This is a genomic window from Pseudomonas sp. S10E 269 (assembly GCF_002798465.1).
GTDB lineage: Bacteria > Pseudomonadota > Gammaproteobacteria > Pseudomonadales > Pseudomonadaceae > Aquipseudomonas > Aquipseudomonas pergaminensis.
This window is the reverse complement of the sequence record NZ_PHIJ01000001.1, coordinates 4058396-4074507: the sequence shown is the minus strand read 5'-3', so window position 1 is coordinate 4074507 and position 16112 is coordinate 4058396. Positions and strand designations below refer to the sequence as shown.

Genomic DNA, 16112 nt, shown 5'->3' with positions numbered 1-16112 from the left:
CCGCGTACCGCCAGACTCATGCTGCCTCCATCTGCGCCTGCAATCGCGCCACTGGCCGCTCACGCACCGGCCAGTTCAGGGCCGCGGCGAGCAGGCTCAACAGAATTGCCACCTGCCAGATCAAATCGTAGTTGCCCGTTCGATCATAGACCACCCCACCCAACCAGCCGCCCAGGAACGAACCGAGTTGGTGGAACAGGAACACGATCCCACCGAGCATGGAGAGATTTCGCACACCAAACAGTGTCGCGACGGTGCCGTTGGTCAGCGGCACGGTGGACAGCCACAAAAAGCCCATGGCCATGCCAAACAGGTAGGCCGTGACTTCGGTGACCGGTGCCCACAGAAACAGCACGATCACCACAGCGCGCAGCAGGTACAAGCCGGTCAGCAAACGTGGCTTGGACATGCGCCCGCCTAGCCACCCGGCAGTGTAGGTCCCGAAGATATTGAACAAGCCAATCAGCGCCAACACTGTGGTGCCGACGGTGGCCGGCAAGTGCTGGTCCACCAGGTAGGCCGGCAAATGCACACCGATGAACACCACTTGGAAACCGCAGACAAAAAAGCCAAAGGCCAACAGCCAGAAACCGGAATGGGAGCAGGCTTCCTTCAAGGCTTCACGCAGAGTTTGCTGGCCGGCCATCACCGGCAGTGGCTTATCCTTGAGCATCGCGACCAGCGGCAATATCAGCGCCACCATCGAGCCCAATGCCAGCAGTGCGGCAGACCAGCCGAGCCAACTGATCAGGCCCAAGGTGCCCGGCACCATCGCAAACTGGCCAAATGAACCTGCGGCACTGGCAATCCCCATCGCCATGCTGCGTTTTTCCGGGGCCACCGCACGGCCGACCACGCCGAGGATCACCGAGAACGACGTACCGGACAGACCGATACCGATCAGCAGGCCCGCACTGAGGGACAGCGACCATGCCGAATCGGACATGCCCATCAACACCAGGCCTGCGGCGTACAGGACGCCACCGACGAAGACCGCTTTGGTGGCGCCAAACCGGTCGGCCAGCGCGCCGGTAAACGGCTGCGCCAGGCCCCAGATCAGGTTTTGCAAAGCGATGGCAAAGGCGAAGGTCTCACGGCCCCAGCCGAACTCGCTGCTCATCGGTGCGAGGAATAAGCCGAAGCCGTGCCGCACGCCCAACGACAGCGCCAGAATCAGCGCACTCCCCACAAGAATCCAGCCACTGGTGCGCCACATCGAGTTCATTTCTTATTCTCCGCTCGCGGGTATATACCCGCTTATAGTCGGACAAACCCGCACTCAGGCGAGTTCGTCTAGCAAGGCCAACAAGGTTTCGCGTTTTTCCGCGCCGAGTTGATCGATCAGTTTCTGCTGTGCCGCTTCCCAGGCGGGTAATGCGGCGGCAAGTCGCGCTTCACCGTCCTCGGTCAACTTCACCAGGCGGTTACGCAGGTCGTCACCCTCAACCAACTGCACCAAGCCCTCGCCTTCCAGCACCCGCAGGTTGCGCCCCAAGGTGCTGCGATCCAGGCCCATCGCTTCCGCCAGGCTGGAAATGCTTGGCTGGTCGAGGCGCTGCAGGTTGCACAGCAGAGAATACTGGGCGACGTTGATCCCGAAGCCATCAAGGGCGCCGTCGTAATGCCTGCTGACGCCACGGGCGGCACGTCGCAGGTTGGTACACAAACATTGGGAGGCAAGCATGGAACGTGTATATACCCGCGATTAAGGAAATGCAAGAAAGTGTTACAGCGCCAGACCGACCACGACCGCGACTTCCAGCAGTTCAAGCATGGCGCCTGCGGTATCCCCCGTGGTACCGCCCAGGCGATTGACCATCAATTGGCGCAGGCCCACGAAGCAGATCGCCGCAAGCAATACGGCCATCCCGCCGCTGACACCGCCGATCAGCACGCAGGCCAGGCCACTGAGGATCAGTACCTGTTGGCCGACAATCCTCGGTAAATGGTCCGACAATGCCTGTCCCAATCCTCCGGCACGCACATAGCGTGTGCAGAGGAACAACGCCAGCATCGACGCGCGTCCAATCAGCGGTGCCAGGATCAGCGCTGCGCCGTTATGTTGCTCGATCAAGGCCACCAGCGCGGTGAATTTGAGCAGCAGCACCAACCCCAGCGTAACCACGGCAATCGGCCCGCTACGCGGGTCTTTCATAATCGTGAGCGTACGCTCGCGGTCGCCGAAGCCACCCAGCCAGGCATCGGCGCTGTCCGCCAGGCCGTCCAGGTGCAGACCGCCACTGAGCAACACCCAGGCCGTCAGCAACAGTGCGGCGTGCAGCAACAACGGTGCCCCCATCAAGACGGTGTTCAGGGCCCACAACAGCACACCGAACAATAGCCCGACGACGGGATAGAACAGCAACGAGCGTCCCAATTCCTGAGGCTGAGGCATGCCCGGCAAGTGAATCGGCAGGCTGCTGAGGAACTGCAGGGCAATCCAGAATGGCAGCATGTCTACACCCTTTCCTTCAGGACACCGTCCGCCGCGACCTGCACACTGAACAGCCCGCCGTGGCCCACTTCGACATTCAACAGTTGCTCCCGGGGCAAGCCACGCGCTTGTGCCAGCAGAAGACGCATCACGCCACCGTGACTGATCAGCAACACACGCTTACCGGCGTAGGCCTGGTGCAAGCGTGCGACTGCGCCCAGAACGCGGTCGGAAAAAGCGCTAACAGGCTCGCCGTCGGGTGGTGTAAAGCTGTAGGGATCGGCCCAGAACAACCCCAGGCTCTCAGCGTCAGTCTCCATCAAGGCTGCCGCACTCTGGCCTTCCCAAGCGCCGAAGTGCAGCTCTTGCAGGTCCTTCTCCAGTGTCACCGGCAGATTGAGCTGAGCGCCCAATGCCTCGGCAAACCGCGCACAACGCTGCAGTGGCGAACTGACCAAACGGTCCCACGGCCCCTGCTCCACCACCGCCGCGCGCATCTGCGCCCAGCCCTTGGCGGTGAGTGCGTCGTCCAGGCTGCCACGCAAGCCACCCCCCAATTCGGTTTCGCCGTGGCGCAGCAGGTCAAGGCGCAAGGTCATGCCGGGCGGTCTGCCACGGCGGCTTCGGCGAAGGTCGCCATCTGCCCGTGCAGCGCGCAGGCCAGGCGCAACAACGGCACCGCCAGCGCAGCACCGCTGCCCTCACCCAGGCGCAGGCCCAGTTCCAGCAACGGCTGCGCGTCGAGGCGCTGCAGCACATGGCGATGACCAGGCTCGGCGCCGCGATGGCCGAACACCAGCCACTCACGGCACGCCGGGTTCAAACGTGTAGCAACCAGCGCCGCGACCGTGCAGATGAACCCATCCACCAGCACCACGATGCCTTCCTGGGCACACGCCAGATACGCGCCCACCAGGGCGGCAATCTCAAAGCCGCCCAAATTAAACAGGGTCTGCAACGCATCCCCACGCTGACCGGCATGCCACGCCAGTGCACGCTCGATCACGGCCACCTTGTGGCTGACACCCTGGGCATTCAACCCAGTGCCCGGCCCCGTGAGGTCGCTGACCTGGCAATCGAGCAAGGCACACGCCAGCGCACTGGCGGCGGTGGTGTTGCCGATGCCCATCTCACCGCCGATGAACAGTTGCGCACCGTTCGCCAATGCACGTCGCGCACTGTCGCGACCGGCCTGCAAGGCGAGTTGCCCCTGGGCCTCGGTCATCGCCGGAGCGTTGACGAAGTTGGCGGTGCCGGCGCCGATATTCAGGTGACGCACACCCGGCAGGTTCAAGGACGGCGTTACTGTCCCCAGGTCGACCACTTCCAGCTGCGCGTCCAGTTGCCGCGCCAATACGCTGATGGCCGCGCCGCCGGAGACAAAGTTTTGCAGCATCTGCCCGGTGACTTCCTGGGGAAACGCCGACACGCCTTCGGCGACCACGCCATGGTCACCGGCGAAGATGGCGATCCACAGTGAATCCACCGACGGTTTGACCTGGCCCTGCAAGCCAGCCAATTGCACCGCCAGCGCCTCCAACTGACCGAGCGAGCCGGCCGGCTTGGTCAATTGCTGCTGGCGCGCCAGGGCTTGTTCGTACGCTTGAGCGTCGATCGCCTTACAAGGGTTGAGCCACCAGGTGTCAGTCATAACGCAGTACCTTTCAGAGTCAGGGGCAGGCCGGCAACGGTCAGGACAACACGCTGACAACGCTCGGCCAAGGCTTGATGGAGCCAACCGGCTTCATCCACATAGCGGCGAGTCAATTCGCCCAGCGGCACGACACCCAGACCGGTCTCGTTGCTGACAAAAATGATTTCACCCGGCAACGACGCCAGGGCGTCCAGCAGTTGATCGCGCTCGGACGCCAAGCGCCCGGCGTCTTCGAGCATCAGCAGATTGGTCAGCCACAGGGTCAGGCAGTCCACCAGCAGACACTGCCCGGGGGCCGCGTTGTCCCGCAGCACGCGAGCCAGTTCAATCGGCTCTTCGATCAGGCCCCAATGGTCCGGGCGACGTTGGCGATGCAGCGCGACACGCTCGTTCATTTCGCCATCCAGCGGTTGGCTGGTGGCGATGTAAGTGACTGGCAAGGCGCTGTCGCTGGCGAGCGTCTCCGCCAGGCGACTTTTACCGGAGCGCGCGCCGCCGAGGATCAGTTGAAGCATGGGATGGCACCTTGGATTGGCTGAAATGGGTTGACCGTAAGGCCGCGTTCGCGAGCAAGCCCGCTCCCACATTTTGGGCGTGGTGCGTCAGTTGAATAGTGGTCGGCTGTATGGCCGCCTTCGCTGGCAAGCCCGCGCCAACACGAGGACCGCGTACCCCCGCTCAAACCCCACATAGATTGCGCAACAACTCAGTATCCAAATGATTCTCCACCAGGTCCGCCAGGCGCTCGATATCGCGCTCGCGCAAGGCGTGGTAGTCAACCTCCTGCACATCCTGCAACCCAGCCCAGCGCAATAAGGCACTGCACGCCGCCGGTGTTTCGAACACGCCGTGAAGGTAGGTGCCGAGAATCTGCCCATCAGCACTCTGGGCGCCATCGCTGCGACCGTCGTCCAGCAAAACAGCGGCGTTCGCCAAGGCAGCACCGGTCGTCACGCCCGCATGAATTTCATAACCATTGACGTGCACATCCTCCAGTAACAACCGCCCGCGCACATTGCGCAGTTGCTTCTCTTCCTCCAGCGTGGTGCTGAACGCCAGCAACCCCAGCCCATCACTGGAGCCGGCAGGCCCTTCCAGGCCCAACGGGTCATGCACCTGCTCGCCAAGCATCTGCAAGCCGCCACAGATACCGAGCACCTTGCCGCCATAGCGCAAGTGCCGCGCCACGGCGCTTTCCCAACCGTTGGCGCGCAGATAGGCCAAGTCGCTGCGCACGCTTTTCGAGCCTGGGAGGATGATCAGGTCGGCAGCCGGGATCGGCTGGCCAGGACCAACGAACTGCAAATCCACCTGGGGATGCAGGCGCAGTGGGTCGAAATCCGTGTGGTTGCTGATACGCGGCAACACCGGCACCACCACCTCGAGCACCTGCGCCGCCTTGTCGATCTGGCGCTGGTCGATGCCGTCCTCGGCTTCCAGGTGCAGGTCCATCACGTAGGGCAGAACGCCCACCACCGGTTTGCCGGTGCGCGCTTCCAGCCAGTCCAGGCCTGGCTGCAATAAGGCGATGTCACCGCGAAAACGGTTGATGATAAAGCCTTTGACCCGCGCCTGTTCCGTGGGCGAGAGCAATTCCAGGGTGCCGACCAAGTGAGCAAAAACGCCGCCACGATTGATGTCGGCGATCAACAGCACCGGGCAGTCCACCGCCTCGGCGAAGCCCATGTTGGCGATGTCGTTGGCGCGCAGGTTGATCTCCGCCGGGGAGCCCGCGCCTTCGACCATCACCACCGGGTAGGCCTGGCTCAAGCGTGCATGGGAAGCCAGCACCGCCTGCATCGCGATGGCTTTGTAGTCGTGATAGGCCACCGCGTTCATGCTGGTCACGGCGCGGCCGTGGATGATCACTTGAGAGCCGGTATCGCTGTTGGGTTTGAGCAGCACCGGGTTCATATCGGTGTGCGGCGCCAGGTTGGCGGCCTGGGCCTGCACCGCCTGGGCGCGGCCGATCTCGCCGCCTTCGGCCGTCACCGCGCTGTTGAGCGCCATGTTCTGTGGCTTGAACGGCGCCACCGCAACGCCCTGGCGTACCAGCCAGCGGCACAGTGCCGTCACCAGCGTGCTCTTGCCGGCGTCGGAGGTGGTGCCTTGCACCATCAGCGTACTCATGTCGCTTCCTTATAGGCGACCAGGGCTGCGTCGAGACGCTGCCAGTCGGCCTCGGTATCGGGCAAGCCAAAGCGCAGGCTGCTGTCGTGGACAAACAGGCGCAGCAGGATGCCGCGCTGGGCCATGAATTCGTGCATGCGTTCGGCGTGGGGCGTGATCAGCCATTGGAACAGGGCACAGCCGCCCTGGGGTTGAAAGCCATGGCGCTCAAGCGAAGCGAACAGACGCTGGCCCGCCTCGATGCATCGTGCGCGTTGCCGCGCTTGCCCGGCGGTGTCGCGCAGGCACACTTGGCCCAGCACCCGCGTCGGCCCGCTGACCGCCCATGGCCCGACCTGTTCGGCGAGCAATTTGAGCAACTTGCGCTCGGCCAACACAAAGCCCAGCCGCACACCGGCGAGGCCGAAAAACTTGCCAAACGAGCGCAACACGATCAGGCCGACCTGATGCGCGTGACCCGCCAGGCTCAGTTGGGGCGTCACGTCCATGAACGCTTCGTCCACCACCAGCCAGCCGCCGCGCTGGGCCAGCCGCGAGTGCCAGTCCAGCAAGCGCCGTGGGCTGAGGCTCAAGCCAGTGGGGTTGTTGGGGTTGACCACCACCAGCACGTCGAGGCCATCAAGGAAGAAGTCGACTTCCTGTTCCTGCACTTCGCGCACCACGTAACCGGCGCGGCGCCAGGCTTCGGCGTGTTCGGCATAGCACGGCGACAGCACGCCGACCTTGCCGGCACGGCGCAGGCGCGGCAGCAACTGGATGGCCGCCTGGGAGCCGGGCACCGGCAACAGGTGCGCAGCGCCGTAATACTCGCTGGCGGCCTGCTCCAGGCCGTCGTCGGTTTCCGGCAGGCGTGCCCAGGCGCGCAGGGGAACCTCGGGGATCGGCCAAGGCCAAGGCGCGAGGCCGCTGGACAGGTCGAGCCAGTCGGCCTCGGCTATCCCGTACTGAATCGCTGCCTTGCGCAGCCGGCCACCGTGTTCAAGCATAGAATTGCGCCCCCGCACATAGGATCAGCAGCCACAACCATACGCCGCGCTGCACCAGTTGCCAGCCCCGCTCGATGGAATCGGCATCCGCCGCCGGGCCTTCGCCCAATTGCGGACGCTGGTGCACTTCACCGTGATAGATCGCCGCACCACCCAGCTCCACGCCCAGGGCACCTGCACCGGCAGCCATCACAGGGCCGGCGTTGGGGCTGTCCCAAGTCGGGCCCTGGGTGCGCCAGCATTTAAGCGCCAGCCGCGTCTTGCCCAGCAGCGCGTAGGTCAATGCCACAAGACGTGCAGGAATGTAGTTCAGCACATCGTCGATTTTTGCCGCAGCCCAGCCGAAACGCTCGAAGCGTTCGTTGCGATACCCCCACATGGCGTCAAGGGTGTTGCTCAGGCGGTAAAGCACCACGCCCGGCACACCGGCGACCACAAACCAGAAAATCGCGGCGAATACCGCATCGCTGCCGTTTTCCAGCACCGATTCGGTGGCGGCGCGGGCGACTTCGGTGCGGTCCAGCTCGCTGGTCTGGCGGCTGACCAGGTAGCTCACGCGCGTGCGCGCTTCCTCCAGGTCATCGCTGCGCAGGGCCTGGGCCACCGGCATCACATGCTCGCCGAGGCTGCGCATGCCGAGGGCGCAGTACAACGCCAGGATCTCCAGGACCCAGCCGATATACGGCGCCCACGACAAGGCCGTGGCCAGCAGGGTCAACGGCACCACGGCGATAACCCACGCGGTCACACCATGGCTGCGCCAGCCGCGACCACCGCTGTTGAAACGTTGCTCGATGCGCCCGGCAAAATTGCCGAACGCCACCAGCGGATGCCAGCGCCTGGGCTCGCCCAGCAGCGCATCCAGCGCCACGGCAGCGACACACAGCAAGGCCACACTCATTGACTCACTCCCCACACATTCTCATACAACATGTCACTTAATGGCCGAGGCTCGGTCCAGCCTTCGAGCTGCAACATCGGTGCCGGATAGAACTCGTCCACCGGCCCCAGGCACAGTACGGCCAGGGGTTTGGCACCCGGCGGCAAACCCAGCAGGTCGGCCAGCGCCTGGGGCTCGAACAGCGAGACCCAGCCCATGCCCAGGCCTTCGACGCGGGCTGCCAGCCACAGGTTCTGGATCGCGCAGGACAGCGACGCCATGTCCATTTCCGGCAAGGTGCGCCGGCCGAAAATGTGCCGCTCACGGTCATCCATCAACGCCGCCACCAGCACTTCGGCGCAGTCGTGGATGCCTTCGACCTTGAGCTTCATGAACTCATCGGAGCGCTCGCCCAGGGCTTCGGCAGTGCGTATGCGCTCTTGCTCCACCAGTTGTTGAATCTGGCCACGCAAGGCACGGTCGCTGATACGGATAAAACGCCACGGTTGCATCAAGCCAACACTCGGCGCCTGGTGCGCGGCCTGGAGCAGACGGTGCAGCAATTCGGGGGCGACAGTGCCGCCGCTGAAGTGGCGCATGTCGCGGCGTTCAGCAATGGCGCGGTAGACGGCTTGGCGGTCGGCCTCGGGGAAGGCGTTGTCGGTCATGGCCTCTTCGCGGGCAAGTCGAATCGTCGCACCGCCCCTCCCACCGGCTGGTCTGTTAACACTGTCGATGTGGGAGCTGGCTTGCCTGCGATGCCGGCCTCCCGGTGCGGCGCAAACAACGCGGCCACCGCAGCCGGATTCGACGGAAAATAAAAATGCACATAGGACGCGGTCATCCGCCCCTGTCGATACACCGCCTCGGCACCGCGCCCGCCATTGGGGCTCAGGCCACGGGCAATCGGTTGCCACTCGGTGCTGGTCAGGGAGTGATGATAGGTGTGGCCGCGCAGCGTACCTTCAGGCAATTCGACGCTTTGCAGGGCCAGGGCCGCGAGTTTCTTTTGCATCACGGCATCGCCCTGCAACAGGCCAACCAGTTTGGCGCGGGTGCCGTCGACATCGGTCAGCGAGTCGAGCAGGTAGAGCATGCCACCGCACTCGGCGAGCAAGGGTTTGCCGGCCGCGTGGTGGGCACGGATAGCGTCGAGCATCGAGGTGTTTTGCGACAGCGCCTGGTGGTGCAATTCAGGGTAGCCACCAGGCAGATAAAGACTGTCGGCGTCAGGCAATTCGCGGTCATGGATCGGCGAGAAGAAGCTCAATTCGGCGCCCATTGCCCGCAGCAGGTCGAGGCTCGCGCCGTAGGTAAAGGCGAAGGCTTCGTCACGCGCCACGGCGATGCGCACGCCCTTGAGCAATGGCTCGGCGTCGATCACTTGCGGCGCGGCAAAGGTCACCGGTGGCGGCAACGCCACTTCGCAACTGCTGCCCAACGCTTGGGCAGCCGCGTCCAGGCGCGCATCGAGGTCATTCAGTTCGCTGGCCTGCACCAGGCCGAGGTGACGACTGGGTAATTCGATACCGGTCTCGCGGGACAAGGCGCCGTACCAGCGCAGGCCTTCGGTGAGGCTGCCTTCCAGCAATTGCGCATGGCGCAGGGTGCCGACGCGATTGCCCAGTACGCCAGCGAATGGCAAATCCGGCTGATAACGCGCCAAGCCCAACGCCAAGGCGCCGAACGTCTGCGCCATGGCCGTGCCGTCGATCACACCCAGCACCGGCACGCCGAAGTGTCGGGCCAGGTCGGCGCTGGACGGTGTACCGTCGAACAGGCCCATCACGCCTTCGATCAGGATCAGGTCCGCCTCCCCCGCCGCTTCCCACAGCAGGCGGCGACTTTCCTGTTCGCCGACCATCCACATGTCCAATTGGTAAACCGGCGCACCGCTGGCACGCTCGTGGATCATCGGATCAAGGAAGTCCGGGCCGCATTTGAACACGCGCACCTTGCGCCCCAGGTTGCGGTGCAGCCGCGCCAGTGCGGCGGTGACGGTGGTTTTGCCCTGGCCGGACGCCGGTGCGGCAATCAGGACAGCCGGGCAATGACGGGGCTGATTCAAAGTTCGACGCCCTTCTGTGCCTTGATGCCAGCCTGAAACGCGTGCTTGAGCATGCCCATTTCGGTGACGGTGTCGCCCATTTCGATCAATTCAGGCTTGGCACCCCGACCGGTGACTACCACATGTTGCATCGGCGGGCGGGCTTGCAGGTCGCTGAGAACCTGGTCCAAATCGAGGTAGCCGTGCTTGAGGGCGATGTTCAGCTCGTCGAGTACCACCAGGCCGATGGCCGGGTCTTGCAGCAATTCACGGGAAACTGCCCAGGCGGCTTCGGCGGCCGCGATATCGCGCTGGCGGTCCTGGGTCTCCCAAGTGAAACCTTCGCCCATCACATGGAAGCGCACTTGCTCGGGGAAGCGGCGGAAGAACAACTCTTCGCCAGTGCTGTTGCGCCCCTTGATGAATTGCACCACGCCGCACTGCATGCCGTGGCCCATGGCCCGGGCCAGCATGCCGAACGCGGAGCTGCTCTTGCCTTTGCCGTTGCCGGTCAACACCAGCAGCAAGCCACATTCGTTGGGGGAGTTGGCGATGCGCTCGTCGATCACGGCTTTTTTGCGCAGCATGCGCGCCAGGTGGCGTTCGTCGCGGTCGGGGGAATCGGTCATGGCAGCTCTCCGTTGGGGCTGAACAAAAACGGCGGGCAGGAAAAAAGATAAAAGACAGCCAAGCATCGCCCACCGTGATGCTGTTGGATGTTTCAGGCCGGTCTCCGGGCTCATGAGTGACGCTTGCTCTTGTCGAGCAGGCAGGCCGACGGCGCGCCTTCCCATATCGCTCGCGATACAGTGGCAAAAGGCGCCGTCTTGACTCATTTACCGTTGCGGGGGCAGCGCCGGAATCGCGGCAGCACTGTGTACAAGTGCGCTCACTCACCGGCTTCCCTGTTTCACTCCGTCGACCCATGGGTCACAGAGCACCTGGAACAAGCGGCGAAGGTTAGTGGGTTGGGGGTGGAGCGTCAATTAAAGCTGGCCTTGCACTTGAACCATCACACTGCCGCCCTCCTCTACCCTTACAGGTATCAAGGAGAACACCATGCATAAAACCAGACTCGCCCTACTCATCATGGTCGCCGGCACCCTCGCCGCCTGTGGTGAAAGCTCCACCCTCCAGGTCTCCGACGGCACCGGCCCCTCGCCCAAGCTGCCGGAACCGAACAAGACGCTGATCCCCACCGTGAATATCGCGCCGGCCATCGGCTGGCCCGAAGGCGCGAAGCCCACCGCCGCCGCTGGTACCCAGGTCGCGGCCTTTGCCGACGGCCTGGACCACCCCCGCTGGCTGTATGTGCTGCCCAATGGTGACGTGCTGGTGGCGGAAACCAACGCGCCGCCCAAGCCGGATGACGCCAAAGGCATTCGTGGCTGGGTCATGGAAAAAGTCATGGGCCGCGCCGGTGCCGGTGTGCCAAGCCCGAATCGCATCACGCTGCTGCGTGACGCCGACCACGATGGCGTCGCGGAAACCCGCACGGTGTTCCTCGAAAATCTCAATTCACCGTTTGGCATGGCACTGGTCGGCAACGACCTGTACGTGGCCGACTCGGACAAGTTGCTGCGCTTTCCCTATCAACCGGGTGAAACCGCGATCAAGCAAGCCGGTACCAAGGTCGTCGACCTGCCGGGCGGCAGCATCAACCACCACTGGACCAAGAACGTGGTGGCCAGCAAGGACGGCAGCAAGCTGTACGTCAGCGTCGGCTCCAACAGCAATGTGGGGGAAAACGGCCTCGAAGCGGAACAGGGTCGGGCAGCGATCTGGGAAGTAGACCGCGCCAGCGGCGAGCACCGCATCTTCGCCTCCGGCCTGCGCAACCCCAACGGCATGGCCTGGGAACCCCAGAGCGGCAAGCTGTGGACGGCGGTGAATGAGCGTGACGAGATCGGCAGCGACCTGGTGCCGGACTACATCACCTCGGTCAAGGATGGCGCCTTCTATGGTTGGCCATTCAGCTACTACGGCCAGCATGTCGATGTGCGCGTTTCACCGCAGAATCTGGACCTGGTGGCCAAGGCAATTGCACCCGACTACGCAGTAGGCCCGCACACGGCGTCCTTGGGGCTGACGTTTGCCGAGGGCAGCAAACTCCCGGCGCAGTTCAGCAACGGCGCATTTATCGGCCAGCATGGTTCGTGGAATCGCAAGCCGCACAGTGGCTACAAGGTGATCTTTGTGCCGTTCGAGGGCGGGCAACCCAAAGGACAGCCGGTCGACGTGCTGACGGGGTTCCTCGACAAGGATGAGAAAGCCATGGGCCGGCCGGTGGGCGTGGTGATTGATCAGCAGGGGGATTTGCTGGTGGCCGATGATGTGGGGAACAAGGTGTGGCGCGTGTCGGCCGCTAAATAAACGGTAGGAGCCGGCTTGCCGGCGATGGCGGCATACAGGGCCTCATCGCCGGCAAGCCGGCTCCTACACGGCGATATGTCAGGGGTTGCGCGCCAGGTTTCCTGGCAGCACGCGCTTGGCGCTCAGGTAGGCATTCTGCCAATACGCCTTGGACAGGGTATCCAGCTTGACCGTACCGCCGGTTTGCGGCGCGTGCACGAAGCGGCCCTCGCCCACGTAGATCCCGGCGTGGCTGACCTGGGAACCACCACCTGTGGCGAAGAACAGCAGGTCGCCGGTCTGCAGGTTTTGCTCGCTGACATCCTGCGCGCGCATCACGATCAGTTCGCGGGTGGTACGCGGCAGGGAGATCCCCGCCGCATCGCGGAAGACAAAACCGATCAGGCCGCTGCAATCAAAGCCGGAGTCCGGCGTGTTGCCGCCCCAACGGTAAGGCGTGCCGACCAGGCCCAGCGCGCGGAAGAGCACATCTTCGGCCGCAGGCGAAAAATTCTGGGTGGAATAATTGAACACCGGCTTGGGTTTCACCGCTACAGGAGCGGGAGGCGGTGGACGACTTGCGCAGGCGCTGAGCAGCGCGGCGCAAACAATGAGAACAAGGCGGGCCGAGGTCGACATGTGCAGAACAATCCTGGTCTGGATGCGGCTTTCGCTGCCGAACGCTGAAAACCAGAACGCGCAAGCAAAGCTCGCGCGAACGGATTACAACAATATCCAGGGATTCTAGCGCTTACACGTCAAACTTCAAGTATCACTTTAAGTTTACTTGCTAGCGGTAACCGTAGTCGGGGCCATGGCGAGTGCGCGCTTGGCTTCGATGAAGGTTTTGCTCCAGTAGCTGTCGCCCAGGTTGTCGACTCGAACACCGCCACTGCGACGGCTGCTGGAGTGGATAAACTGGTTATCGCCCAGGTAGATACCGGCATGGCTGACGCGACCACGGCCTGCAGTACTGAAGAAAAGCAGATCACCCGGCTTGAGGTTGTTGCGCGCGACCAACGGTGCATTCACGTTGATCATTTCGCGAGTGGAGCGTGGCAGGTTCATGCCAGCTTCTTCACGAAACAGATAGCCGATGAAGCCGCTGCAGTCGAAACCGGCTTCAGAGGTACCGCCGAAACGGTAACGGGTACCGATCAGGGACATGCCGCGTTCGAGGATGCTGTCGGCCAGAACTGGAAGCTGGTAAGGCTTGCTGCCAGAGAAGTTGGCCAGCTCTTTTTCAGTTGCCACTTCTTCTTCGTAAACAGAAGCAGACTGTGCAGCAACGAATTTTGCCTGATTTTGAACCTGTGTTTTTTGCTGTTCTGCCACCTGCTGAGGGTGGGAGGCGCAACCAAACAACAGGGTAACGAGTGCGAGAGGCACGAGGGGTGCGAAGCGATTTAGCATGGGCACGACCGTGGCTGATATGTAAAGAAGTCGAGACTATGCCCACTATCACATCGATTTGCAAATTCAATCGTGATCTATGTGACTTCTTGTTTGGACTATGACATCTAAGCCCTTAACACCCTGTACCTGCCTTTTGCGTGGCCAAACCGGCTAAAACGCAGGTTTTCTGGCGCCTGGAATTTGCCGAAAGCCGCGAAAACAGTGGGCTGGCTACCAGCCGAGGGTTTCTTTCAGGAAGGGGATGGTCAGCTTGCGCTGGGCCTGCAAAGACGCCTGGTCGAGTTGTTCGAGCAAATCGAACAACGCGCTCATGCTGCGCGTGCCACGGGTGAGAATAAAATGCCCGACTTCGTCGGTGAGGTGCAGGCCGCGACGTGAGGCGCGCAGTTGCAAAGCGCGCAATTTGTCTTCGTCGGACAGCGGGCGCATCTGGAAGATCAGCGCCAGCGTTAGCCGCGACTTGAGGTCGGCCAGCTTGATCGGCAGCTCACGTGGCGAAGTCGACGCGGCAATCAGCAGGCGCCGGCCGCTGTCACGCAAGCGGTTGAACAGGTGAAACAATGCTTCTTCCCAGTCCGCCTTGCCGGCAATTGCCTGCAGGTCGTCAAGGCACACCAACTCGTATTGCTCGAGGTGGTCAAAGATGCCGATACCGCGATCCATCAATTCCGCCAACGGCAGGTATACCGCCGGTTCGCCCATCTGCTCGAAACGCAGGCACGCGGCCTGCAACAGGTGGGTACGCCCTACGCCGTGCTTGCCCCATAGATAGATCAGGCTTTCGGTCCACCCGGCGTCGGCTTCGCAAAGCCGCTCGACATAGCCGAGTGCAGCGGCATTGGCGCCTGGGTAGTAGTTGATAAAGGTGGCGTCATCACGCAGACGCACACCCAAGGGCAGCTGAATCGGTTTCATGCTGACTGAACGGCTCCAATCGAACCGTTAGTGGCCTCTGTGTAAAGTTTGCAAAGTTTATACCCGTGACGCCGGGCGCACAATGCAACAGACCCCAAGCAAAATCAAAGGTTTGCGTTAACTTGTTGGATTTGTGCAGATTGTTTGACGGCCCACCTGCACAAATGACAAACCCGGCCTGGGCCGGGTTTGTGAAGAAACGGTTACAGGTCGGGGTCTTCAACCCCCGTATACGCATCCGAATCCTTGTACAGATCATGCACGTGGCGCACCAGCACCATGATCACCGCCGCTACCGGCAGCGCCAGCAGGATACCGGTGAAGCCAAACAGCTCACCGCCCGCCAGGATCGCAAAGATCACCGCCACCGGGTGCAGGCCGATCCGATCGCCTACCAGCAACGGCGTCAGCACCATGCCTTCCAGGGCCTGGCCGACCATGAACACCGCCACAATCCCCAGCATCGGGTACAGGTCGCCGCCAAACTGGAACAGCCCCGCCACCAGCGCCGCGCCGATACCAATCACAAACCCCATGTACGGCACGATCGCTGCGAGACCGGCGATCAGGCCGATCAACAGGCCCAATTCCAGGCCGATAGCCATCAGGCCAGCAGCGTAGATGATCCCCAGAGCCAGCATCACCAGCAACTGCCCGCGCACGAATGCCCCGAGCACCTCATGGCATTCTTCAGCCAGCGAGACGATGCGCTCCTCACGGTTGCGCGGCAGCAGGCTGCGGATCTTGGCCATCATGATGTCCCAGTCGCGCAGCAGGTAGAACGCCACTACCGGGATCAGCACCAGGTTGGTCAACCAGCCGATCAGCGCCAGGCTCGACGCTGTTGCCTGGCTGAGGATCACCCCGACGATATCGGTGGTCTGGCCCATGTGTTCGCTGATGGCGGCCTTGACCTTATCGAACTTCCAGAAGCCATCTGCCAGACCCAGTTTGGCCTGGGCCCATGGCATCGCCGTGTGTTGCAACCAATCGAGCATCTGCGGCGCCAGCTCATAAAGGCGGAACAGCTGCTTGGCCAGCATCGGCACCAGCACCAACACCAAGGCCGTGATGATCAGGGTAAACAGCGCGAAGACCGCCACCACGCCCCAAGTTCGCGAAAGCCCGGCTTTCTCCAGGCGATCCACCACGGGATCGAACAGGTAGGCCAGCAGCAATGCGACCAGGAACGGCGTCAGGATCGAATGCAGCAAGAACACAAAAACGCACAGCAGGGCAATCCCGCCAAGCCACACCCAACGACGCGTATCCGCCATAAACCACTCCATTTGTCATGT

At 62.8% G+C, this 16112-nt stretch carries 17 protein-coding genes and 1 riboswitch; of the genes, 1 reads left to right on the top strand and 16 read right to left on the bottom strand.

The features are described 5' to 3' along the window. Window positions 1-16 precede the first annotated feature (16 nt). From CWC48_RS18995 to cobO, 12 genes are all read right to left on the bottom strand, one after another. Window positions 17-1216, bottom strand: coding sequence for an MFS transporter (locus tag CWC48_RS18995; protein ID WP_177409547.1), 1200 nt, complete (start codon window positions 1214-1216; stop codon window positions 17-19). A 63-nt stretch (window positions 1217-1279) separates the two neighbouring features. Then, on the bottom strand, window positions 1280-1684 hold the full coding sequence (locus CWC48_RS18990; protein ID WP_034108018.1) for a MarR family winged helix-turn-helix transcriptional regulator: 405 nt from the start codon (window positions 1682-1684) through the stop codon (window positions 1280-1282). Between the two features lie 42 nt (window positions 1685-1726). After that, window positions 1727-2455: an adenosylcobinamide-GDP ribazoletransferase gene (locus CWC48_RS18985; protein ID WP_100492385.1), complete on the bottom strand. Its 729-nt coding sequence runs from the start codon at window positions 2453-2455 to the stop codon at window positions 1727-1729. A gap of 2 nt (window positions 2456-2457) precedes the next feature. Beyond that, complete coding sequence (cobC, locus tag CWC48_RS18980; RefSeq protein WP_100492384.1) at window positions 2458-3033, bottom strand: alpha-ribazole phosphatase family protein; 576 nt, start codon at window positions 3031-3033, stop codon at window positions 2458-2460. Then, complete coding sequence (cobT, locus tag CWC48_RS18975) at window positions 3030-4085, bottom strand: nicotinate-nucleotide--dimethylbenzimidazole phosphoribosyltransferase (protein ID WP_100492383.1); 1056 nt, start codon at window positions 4083-4085, stop codon at window positions 3030-3032. Before cobT ends, cobC begins: the two co-directional genes overlap by 4 nt. Then, on the bottom strand, window positions 4082-4603 hold the full coding sequence (gene cobU, locus CWC48_RS18970) for a bifunctional adenosylcobinamide kinase/adenosylcobinamide-phosphate guanylyltransferase (protein ID WP_100492382.1): 522 nt from the start codon (window positions 4601-4603) through the stop codon (window positions 4082-4084). The genes cobT and cobU overlap by 4 nt, the downstream gene beginning before the upstream one ends. Window positions 4604-4766: 163 nt before the next feature. Beyond that, the gene (locus CWC48_RS18965; protein ID WP_100492381.1) at window positions 4767-6218 is read right to left on the bottom strand and encodes a cobyric acid synthase; all 1452 of its coding nucleotides are present in this window, start codon (window positions 6216-6218) and stop codon (window positions 4767-4769) included. Beyond that, window positions 6215-7204, bottom strand: a complete 990-nt coding sequence (cobD, locus tag CWC48_RS18960) for a threonine-phosphate decarboxylase CobD (RefSeq protein ID WP_100492380.1) — start codon at window positions 7202-7204, stop codon at window positions 6215-6217. The genes CWC48_RS18965 and cobD overlap by 4 nt, the downstream gene beginning before the upstream one ends. Then, the gene (gene cbiB / locus CWC48_RS18955; RefSeq protein WP_099493550.1) at window positions 7197-8105 is read right to left on the bottom strand and encodes an adenosylcobinamide-phosphate synthase CbiB; all 909 of its coding nucleotides are present in this window, start codon (window positions 8103-8105) and stop codon (window positions 7197-7199) included. The genes cobD and cbiB overlap by 8 nt, the downstream gene beginning before the upstream one ends. Continuing rightward, the gene (bluB, locus tag CWC48_RS18950) at window positions 8102-8752 is read right to left on the bottom strand and encodes a 5,6-dimethylbenzimidazole synthase (protein WP_099493551.1); all 651 of its coding nucleotides are present in this window, start codon (window positions 8750-8752) and stop codon (window positions 8102-8104) included. The genes cbiB and bluB overlap by 4 nt, the downstream gene beginning before the upstream one ends. Then, on the bottom strand, window positions 8749-10152 hold the full coding sequence (locus CWC48_RS18945) for a cobyrinate a,c-diamide synthase (protein WP_100492379.1): 1404 nt from the start codon (window positions 10150-10152) through the stop codon (window positions 8749-8751). The genes bluB and CWC48_RS18945 overlap by 4 nt, the downstream gene beginning before the upstream one ends. Next, window positions 10149-10760: a cob(I)yrinic acid a,c-diamide adenosyltransferase gene (gene cobO, locus CWC48_RS18940; RefSeq protein WP_025855821.1), complete on the bottom strand. Its 612-nt coding sequence runs from the start codon at window positions 10758-10760 to the stop codon at window positions 10149-10151. Before cobO ends, CWC48_RS18945 begins: the two co-directional genes overlap by 4 nt. A gap of 77 nt (window positions 10761-10837) precedes the next feature. After that, a riboswitch (cobalamin riboswitch) is annotated at window positions 10838-11091 on the bottom strand. A 99-nt stretch (window positions 11092-11190) separates the two neighbouring features. On the opposite strand from cobO, the gene CWC48_RS18935 reads away from it, so the two are divergent. Continuing rightward, on the top strand, window positions 11191-12504 hold the full coding sequence (locus tag CWC48_RS18935; protein WP_100492378.1) for a sorbosone dehydrogenase family protein: 1314 nt from the start codon (window positions 11191-11193) through the stop codon (window positions 12502-12504). Window positions 12505-12582: 78 nt separating this feature from the next. On the opposite strand, the gene CWC48_RS18930 is transcribed toward CWC48_RS18935, so the two are convergent. The 4 genes from CWC48_RS18930 to CWC48_RS18915 all read right to left on the bottom strand — a co-directional run bounded on the left by CWC48_RS18930 (window position 12583) and on the right by CWC48_RS18915 (window position 16091). Further along, window positions 12583-13122, bottom strand: coding sequence for a C40 family peptidase (locus CWC48_RS18930; RefSeq protein ID WP_099493554.1), 540 nt, complete (start codon window positions 13120-13122; stop codon window positions 12583-12585). 144 nt (window positions 13123-13266) lie between these two features. Beyond that, window positions 13267-13896 (bottom strand): C40 family peptidase, encoded by a 630-nt coding sequence (locus CWC48_RS18925; RefSeq protein WP_078049660.1) that lies wholly within the window; start codon window positions 13894-13896, stop codon window positions 13267-13269. A gap of 213 nt (window positions 13897-14109) precedes the next feature. Continuing rightward, window positions 14110-14814 (bottom strand): DnaA regulatory inactivator Hda, encoded by a 705-nt coding sequence (hda, locus tag CWC48_RS18920; RefSeq protein ID WP_025855817.1) that lies wholly within the window; start codon window positions 14812-14814, stop codon window positions 14110-14112. A 203-nt stretch (window positions 14815-15017) separates the two neighbouring features. Continuing rightward, on the bottom strand, window positions 15018-16091 hold the full coding sequence (locus CWC48_RS18915) for an AI-2E family transporter (protein WP_078049661.1): 1074 nt from the start codon (window positions 16089-16091) through the stop codon (window positions 15018-15020). Between the last annotated feature and the right edge of the window lie 21 nt (window positions 16092-16112).

Bases quoted from the DNA above. Each gene is read 5' to 3' on its own strand.
- cobC (WP_100492384.1), bottom strand. From the start codon at position 3,033: ATGACCTTGCGCCTTGACCTGCTGCGCCACGGCGAAACCGAATTGGGG.
- CWC48_RS18965 (WP_100492381.1), bottom strand. From the start codon at position 6,218: ATGAGTACGCTGATGGTGCAAGGCACCACCTCCGACGCCGGCAAGAGC.
- bluB (WP_099493551.1), bottom strand. From the start codon at position 8,752: ATGACCGACAACGCCTTCCCCGAGGCCGACCGCCAAGCCGTCTACCGC.
- hda (WP_025855817.1), bottom strand. From the start codon at position 14,814: ATGAAACCGATTCAGCTGCCCTTGGGTGTGCGTCTGCGTGATGACGCC.
- CWC48_RS18930 (WP_099493554.1), bottom strand. From the start codon at position 13,122: ATGTCGACCTCGGCCCGCCTTGTTCTCATTGTTTGCGCCGCGCTGCTC.
- CWC48_RS18925 (WP_078049660.1), bottom strand. From the start codon at position 13,896: ATGCTAAATCGCTTCGCACCCCTCGTGCCTCTCGCACTCGTTACCCTG.
- cobD (WP_100492380.1), bottom strand. From the start codon at position 7,204: ATGCTTGAACACGGTGGCCGGCTGCGCAAGGCAGCGATTCAGTACGGG.
- CWC48_RS18985 (WP_100492385.1), bottom strand. From the start codon at position 2,455: ATGCTGCCATTCTGGATTGCCCTGCAGTTCCTCAGCAGCCTGCCGATT.
- CWC48_RS18995 (WP_177409547.1), bottom strand. From the start codon at position 1,216: ATGTGGCGCACCAGTGGCTGGATTCTTGTGGGGAGTGCGCTGATTCTG.
- cobT (WP_100492383.1), bottom strand. From the start codon at position 4,085: ATGACTGACACCTGGTGGCTCAACCCTTGTAAGGCGATCGACGCTCAA.
- cobU (WP_100492382.1), bottom strand. From the start codon at position 4,603: ATGCTTCAACTGATCCTCGGCGGCGCGCGCTCCGGTAAAAGTCGCCTG.
- cobO (WP_025855821.1), bottom strand. From the start codon at position 10,760: ATGACCGATTCCCCCGACCGCGACGAACGCCACCTGGCGCGCATGCTG.
- CWC48_RS18990 (WP_034108018.1), bottom strand. From the start codon at position 1,684: ATGCTTGCCTCCCAATGTTTGTGTACCAACCTGCGACGTGCCGCCCGT.
- CWC48_RS18935 (WP_100492378.1), top strand. From the start codon at position 11,191: ATGCATAAAACCAGACTCGCCCTACTCATCATGGTCGCCGGCACCCTC.
- cbiB (WP_099493550.1), bottom strand. From the start codon at position 8,105: ATGAGTGTGGCCTTGCTGTGTGTCGCTGCCGTGGCGCTGGATGCGCTG.
- CWC48_RS18915 (WP_078049661.1), bottom strand. From the start codon at position 16,091: ATGGCGGATACGCGTCGTTGGGTGTGGCTTGGCGGGATTGCCCTGCTG.